The following is a 3653-nucleotide window of genomic DNA, read 5'->3' as shown; positions in this document are numbered from 1 at the left end:
CCGGCGGCGGTGGCCGGCCGCGCGTGCAGCGGCCCGACTTCGGCGACGCGGGCGAGCATGCCCTGCAGGCCATGCGCCCGCGGACCGGCCAGGTACCGCTCGACCGGCCACGCACCGGCCCCATCCAGCTCCGCACCGGGCAGGTGCCCACGATCGGCACCCGGGCCGGCAAGGTGCCGTCCTCGCCGACGGTGCGCACCGACTACGTGGGCGACCGCATCAACCTCGACGGCAGCGGCAGCCGCGGGCCCCGGGACTTCCTCGTGGACGACGCGCGGCACTGGCTGCGCGAATACCACGTCGACGGCCTCGTGCTCGACGTCGACGCGCTCGTGGACCGCTCCCCCACGCCGTTCCTCGGCGAGCTCGCCGACTACGTCGTGGGCCTGGGCGAGCAGCTCGACCGCCGGTTCAGCCTGCTCGTGGACGGCCCCGGCCGCAGCGACCGCCTCACCTCGATCCTGCTGCGCATCCTGTCCGGTCCCGGCAAGACCGAGGACATCCAGGCCCTGCAGATGCTCGCCGACCTGGTGCACCCCTCCGTGCGCCGCGCCACCCGCCAGAACGGCGGACGGCGCAACCGCGTGCGGGCCGGCGCCAGCGTGGTGGAGGACATCACCCGGCTGCCCGCCGCCCAGCTCACCGTGCCGTGGGCGGGCGAGGAGAGCCCTGCCACGGCCCTGCTGGGCGTGGACGACGTCGACATCCGGGCCAGCGTGCTCGCGACCGTCCTGCTCGCGGGCAACCCCCTGGTGCTGGACACCGTGCACGTGCCGGTGGTGCCGCGCAGCGCCAACGAGCAGCGCCTGGTGCGCTGGGCGCACGACCTGATCGGCATCCGGCACGCCATCACCGACGAGCTGGACCTCCCCCTGGAGATCCGGTCCACGGCCGACCGGTCGGTCATCGCGGTGCTGCGGGGCAGCCTGGCGTTCGTGCTGAACACGGGCCACGGCCTCGCCGCCCTGCGGCTCGGCAGCCTGCTGCGCCCGGCCGAGGGAGCCAGCCGGGCACCGCTGCCGGGCGCCTTCCGGCTGGCGGCCGCGTGGGAGCCTGGCGCGACCCGCCTGGTGGGCGACACGCTGACCGTGCCGCCGCGCATGACCGCCGTGCTGCGCGCAGAGGTCTGACCTGGGATTCTGAGGTTCGGTGACCGGCTGCCGCCGGTCGGGCTCGAGGAGGCGTCCGATGGCGAAGGATCCGGCACGGAAGGCGGGCCGCTGGACGACCTCTGCCGACGAGGCGCTGCGGTGGGTGCGCGGCACCGACCTGACCGCCCTGGACCCGGCGGGCACGCCCGGCTGGACCGGCACGCGGGCCGACGGCGAGAAGGTGATGACCGACCGCGGCGACGAGCTCGCCGATCTGCAGGAGCGCCTCTTCGCGCACGGTCGCACCGGCGGCGACCGGTCCGTGCTGCTCGTGCTCCAGGGCCTGGACACGTCGGGCAAGGGCGGCATCGTGCGGCACGTGGTGGGCATGGTGGACCCGCAGGGCGTGATGCACCGCGGGTTCGGCGTGCCGACGCAGGAGGAGCGCGAGCGCGGCTACCTGTGGCGCATCCGCAACGCCCTGCCGCGGCCCGGCTACGTCGGCGTCTTCGACCGGTCGCACCACGAGCAGGTGCTGGTGGTGCGGGTGGACAAGCTGGAGCCGGAGGAGACCTGGCGCCGGCACTACGACGAGCTGAACGAGTTCGAGGCCGAGGTGGCGAGCTCGGGCACCGAGATCGTCAAGGTGGCCCTCATGGTCTCGTCCGACGAGCAGAAGAAGCGCCTGGCCAAGCGGCTCGACCGGCCGGACAAGCACTGGAAGTACAACCCGAGCGACGTCGACGTGCGGCTCAAGCTGCCCGAGTACCTCGCGGCGTACCAGGAGATGCTGGACCGCACCTCCACGGACGTCGCGCCCTGGTACGTGGTGCCCGCGGACCGCAAGTGGTACTCGCGCCTGGCCGTCACGGAGCTGCTGACCGGTGCCCTGCGGTCGCTCGACCTGGGCTGGCCGCCCGCCGATTTCGACGTGGCGGCGGAGAAGGCACGGCTCGCTGCGACCTGACCCGGCTCAGTTCGGGCCAGGGACGAGCCTGCGCCCTTCCTCGGCCAGCGCGCCCAGCCGGGACAGCGCCCGGTAGTACTTCTTGCGGTACCCGCCGGCGAGCATCTCCTCGGTGAACAGCCCGCGGGTGTCGCCGGAGCCGGCGAGCAGCACGGGCACGTCGCGGTCGTACAGCCGGTCCACGAGCACCACGAGGCGCAGCGCGACCGCCTGGGCGGTGACGGGGTGCACGCCGGTCAGGGCGACCACGGAGACGCCGTCGAGCAGCGCGCCGTAGCGGCTGGGGTGCACCGTGGCCAGGTGCTCCAGCAGGTCGTCGAACGCGTCGAGGGTGGCGCCCGGGCGGGCCGCGGCGGCCGCGACCTCCGCGGCGCTCAGCGGCTCGGGGTCGGTGACGACGTCGCGGTGGCGGTAGTCCTCGCCGTCGACCCGCAGGGTCTCGAAGCGGTCGGACAGCGCCTTGATCTCGCGCTGGAAGTCCTGCGCTGCGAACCGGCCCTCGCCCAGGGCGCCGGGCAGCGTGTTCGACGTCGCGGCGAGCGCGACGCCGCGGTCGGCCAGCTCGCGCATGAGGCGGGACATCAGCGTCGTGTCACCGGCGTCGTCGAGCTCGAACTCGTCGATGCAGACCAGCTTCTTCGCGGCCAGCGCCTCGACGGTCGGCAGGAACCCGAGGGCGCCGACCAGGTTGGTGTACTCGACGAACGTGCCGTACGCGGCCTTGTCCGGGCCGAGAGCCTCACCGACGGCGTGCGCGAGCGAGGTCAGCAGGTGCGTCTTGCCGACGCCGAAGCCGCCGTCGAGGTAGACGGCGGGAGCCGGCTGGCGGCGGGCGAACAGGCCGCGCCGGGGGGCGACGATCTGCTGGGCGATCTCCTGCAGCCGGTTCAGCGCGCGGCCCTGGCTGGGGTGCGCGGGGTTGGCCCGGTAGGTCGCGAAGCGGGCGGCGGCGAAGTGCCGCGGCGGTACGAGGTCGGTGACGAGCCGGTCGACGGGGACCTGCGGACGGACGGCGCTGAGGGCTGCCTGGGTGGTGCGGGCGGCCTCGGTGGTCCGGGCGGTCTGGGTGTCGGCGGGGGCTGTCACGAAGCCAAAGATTACCGGCGCCCGGCGTCACCGGGCGTGCCACGAGAGCAACGTCACACGTGCGTGACGGCGGGCGCGACGGCGTCGTCGAGCACCCCGCGCAGGGCCGTGACCACCTGTGCCGTCGTCCGCGTCTGGGCCGGGTCGGCGTTGCGGTCGTCGCCCGCGACGGCGTGGTCGATGACGAGCTCATGGAACCGGACGGCACCGGACGGCGCCTGCTCTGCCTCCACGCGCAGCACCTGGACCAGCATCGCGAGCCCGGCCCCGGTGACGCAGATCGCGCCGGACCCGGCCATGGGCTCCCGGGACGCGGCGCCGTTGAGCACCACGTAGGGGTCGCCCGGCCCGAGCAACGGGGCGAGCGCGCGGGCGACGTCGAGGTGCGCGGTGAGGTGGGAGGCCAGCGTAGCCGTCCACCGGTCCGGGTCCTCGTCGAGCAGGGCGGCGCCCTTGTGCCAGCCGCCGATCGACGCCACGACGGCGCCGGGCAGCGGCAGGCCGTCCCG

3 protein-coding genes and 1 pseudogene are annotated in these 3653 nt (G+C 74.5%); 2 read left to right on the top strand and 2 right to left on the bottom strand.

Annotated features, from left to right (window positions below; translation table 11 throughout):
• Both PROKR_RS18530 and PROKR_RS18525 read left to right on the top strand, forming a co-directional pair.
• A pseudogene (locus PROKR_RS18530) lies at nt 1-1130 on the top strand (hypothetical protein); the annotation flags it as partial.
• Between the two features lie 58 nt (nt 1131-1188).
• A complete protein-coding gene (locus tag PROKR_RS18525) occupies nt 1189-2058 on the top strand; it encodes a PPK2 family polyphosphate kinase (protein WP_036965568.1) in 870 nt (289 codons plus the stop codon).
• Between the two features lie 6 nt (nt 2059-2064).
• On the opposite strand, the gene zapE is transcribed toward PROKR_RS18525, so the two are convergent.
• Both zapE and PROKR_RS35395 read right to left on the bottom strand, forming a co-directional pair.
• Entirely contained in the window at nt 2065-3144 is a 1080-nt protein-coding gene (gene zapE / locus PROKR_RS18520) for a cell division protein ZapE (protein WP_036965566.1), read from the bottom strand.
• A 53-nt stretch (nt 3145-3197) separates the two neighbouring features.
• Nucleotides 3198-3653, bottom strand: a 456-nt coding sequence (locus PROKR_RS35395) for a Rossmann-fold NAD(P)-binding domain-containing protein (RefSeq protein WP_051433132.1), incomplete at its 5' end; no start/stop codon positions are given.

The sequence above is a fragment of the Promicromonospora kroppenstedtii DSM 19349 genome (assembly GCF_000515355.1).
Lineage (GTDB): Bacteria > Actinomycetota > Actinomycetes > Actinomycetales > Cellulomonadaceae > Promicromonospora > Promicromonospora kroppenstedtii.
This window is presented reverse-complemented; position numbering and strand designations above follow the sequence as displayed.